The organism is Burkholderia sp. E168m23, from assembly GCF_016586125.1.
GTDB classification, from domain to species: Bacteria; Pseudomonadota; Gammaproteobacteria; order Burkholderiales; family Burkholderiaceae; genus Burkholderia; species Burkholderia orbicola.
Window position 1 is genome coordinate 1 of sequence record NZ_BCPP01001064.1, and the last position, 2,269, is coordinate 2,269.

Here is a 2,269-nt window from a genome sequence, read left to right on the forward strand (position 1 = left end):
GGCGGCGGCCTGAAGGAAGCGGCGCTGCGCGCGGCGGACGCCGCGACGGCCGCGAACGCGACCACCGACATCCTGAAGTTCGTCACGAAGTCGTTCGAGAACGCGGCGATGGCGAAGGTGTCGGCGTCCGCGCACGACGCACGGGCGATGGGCTACGTGAAGCCGTCCGACACGATCGTCTTCAACGTGTTCGAACTGCTCGACACCGCGAAGAAGGAAGCGCGTGCGCTGGCCGACACCGGCTACCGCGCACCGCTGCGCGCGAAGGACGTGCCGGTCGCGGGCCGTTCGGCGATCGCGACGATCAAGGCATCGCTCGTCAACATGCGTGACGGCCGCTTCATCAGCGACCACGACTACCTGATCGCGAGCCGCATCGCCGAAGCCGTGTGCGGCGGCGACGTCGAAGCCGGCAGCCTCGTCGACGAAGAATGGCTGCTCGCGCTGGAGCGCCGCGCGTTCGTCGAGCTGCTCGGTACGCAGAAGACGCAGGAACGGATCATGGGCATGTTGCAGACCGGCAAGCCGGTGCGTAACTGAGCGAGCAGACAAGGAGTCTGAAATGAGCAAACAACTGCAAGACGCATACATCGTCGCCGCCAGCCGCACGCCGATCGGCAAGGCCCCGCGCGGTGTCTTCAAGAACACGCGCCCCGACGAGCTGCTGGTTCACGCGATCAAGTCGGCCGTCGCGCAGGTGCCCGGTCTCGACACGAAGGTGATCGAGGACGCGATCATCGGCTGCGCGATTCCGGAAGCCGAGCAGGGCCTGAACGTCGCGCGCATGGGCGCGCTGCTCGCCGGGCTGCCGCAGACGGTCGGCGGCGTGACGGTCAACCGCTTCTGCGCGTCGGGCATCACCGCGCTCGCGATGGCGGCCGACCGCATCCGTGTGGGCGAATCGGACGCGATCTTCGCGGGCGGCTGCGAATCGATGAGCATGGTGCCGATGATGGGCAACAAGCCGTCGATGTCGCCGCACATCTTCGATCGCAGCGAAGACTTCGGCATCGCGTACGGGATGGGCCTGACGGCCGAGCGCGTCGCCGAACAGTGGAAGGTGAGCCGCGACGACCAGGACGCGTTCTCGGTCGAGTCGCACCGCAAGGCGCTCGCCGCGCAGCAGGCCGGCGAGTTCGGCGACGAAATCGCTGCGTACACGATCACCGAGCGGTTCCCGAACCTCGCGACCGGTGAGGTCGACGTGAAGACGCGCGAGATCAAGCTCGACGAAGGTCCGCGCGCGGATACGTCGCTCGAAGGTCTCGCGAAGCTGCGCACGGTATTCGCGAACAAGGGCTCGGTCACGGCCGGCAACAGCTCGCAGACGTCGGACGGCGCGGGTGCGCTGCTCGTCGTGTCGGAGAAGGTGCTGAAGGAATTCAACCTGACGCCGCTCGCGCGCTTCGTGAGCTTCGCGGTGCGCGGCGTGCCGCCGGAAATCATGGGGATCGGTCCGAAGGAAGCGATTCCGGCCGCGCTGAAGGCCGCGGGCCTGAAGCAGGACGATCTCGACTGGATCGAGCTGAACGAAGCGTTCGCCGCGCAATCGCTGGCGGTGATGCGCGATCTCGGCCTCGATCCGTCGAAGGTCAACCCGATGGGCGGCGCGATCGCACTGGGCCACCCGCTCGGCGCGACCGGCGCGATCCGCGCGGCGACCGTCGTGCACGGCCTGCGCCGCCGCAACCTGAAGTACGGGATGGTCACGATGTGCGTCGGCACCGGCATGGGTGCGGCGGGCATCATCGAACGCCTGTAAGCGGGACACGACGAGAAGCGACGACGGTGCGCGGGCCACGAGCTCGCGCACCGTTTTTTCATTCCGGTAGAGACAGTTCAAGGAGACGGTTGTGGCCGACATTCAAGTGGAACGCGCCGACGGCGTGATGACGATCACGATCGCGCGCCCGGCGAAGAAGAATGCGCTGACGGCGGCGATGTACCAGACGATGGCCGATGCGCTCGCCGACGCGCAGGAAGACAAGGCGACGCGCGTGATCCTGCTGCGCGGCAGCGACGGCAATTTCAGCGCGGGCAACGATCTCGAGGATTTCCTGAAGGCGCCGCCGCAGGACGATACCGCGTCGGTGTTCCAGTTCCTGGCGCGGATCAGCAGCGCGAGCAAGCCGGTCGTGGCCGCGGTGCCGGGCATCGCGGTCGGCGTCGGCGTGACGATGCTGCTGCACTGCGATCTGGTCTACGCGGCCGACACCGCGACGTTCTCGCTGCCGTTCGCGCAGCTCGGGTTGTGCCCGGAAGCCGCGTC

2 protein-coding genes and 1 pseudogene are annotated in these 2,269 nt (G+C 67.6%); all 3 read left to right on the plus strand.

The window, feature by feature from the left end; genetic code table 11:
• Positions 1-540 (plus strand): annotated as a pseudogene (locus JMF90_RS34030) (3-hydroxyacyl-CoA dehydrogenase); the annotation flags it as partial.
• Between the two features lie 22 nt (positions 541-562).
• A complete protein-coding gene (locus JMF90_RS34035) occupies positions 563-1,762 on the plus strand; it encodes an acetyl-CoA C-acyltransferase (protein WP_006477849.1) in 1,200 nt (399 codons plus the stop codon).
• 91 nt (positions 1,763-1,853) lie between these two features.
• Positions 1,854-2,269: enoyl-CoA hydratase-related protein (locus JMF90_RS34040; RefSeq protein ID WP_201326067.1), on the plus strand; the 416-nt coding region annotated here is incomplete at its 3' end.

Coding starts and splice junctions, on each gene's coding strand:
- JMF90_RS34035 (WP_006477849.1), top strand. CDS start 563: ATGAGCAAACAACTGCAAGACGCATACATCGTCGCCGCCAGCCGCACG.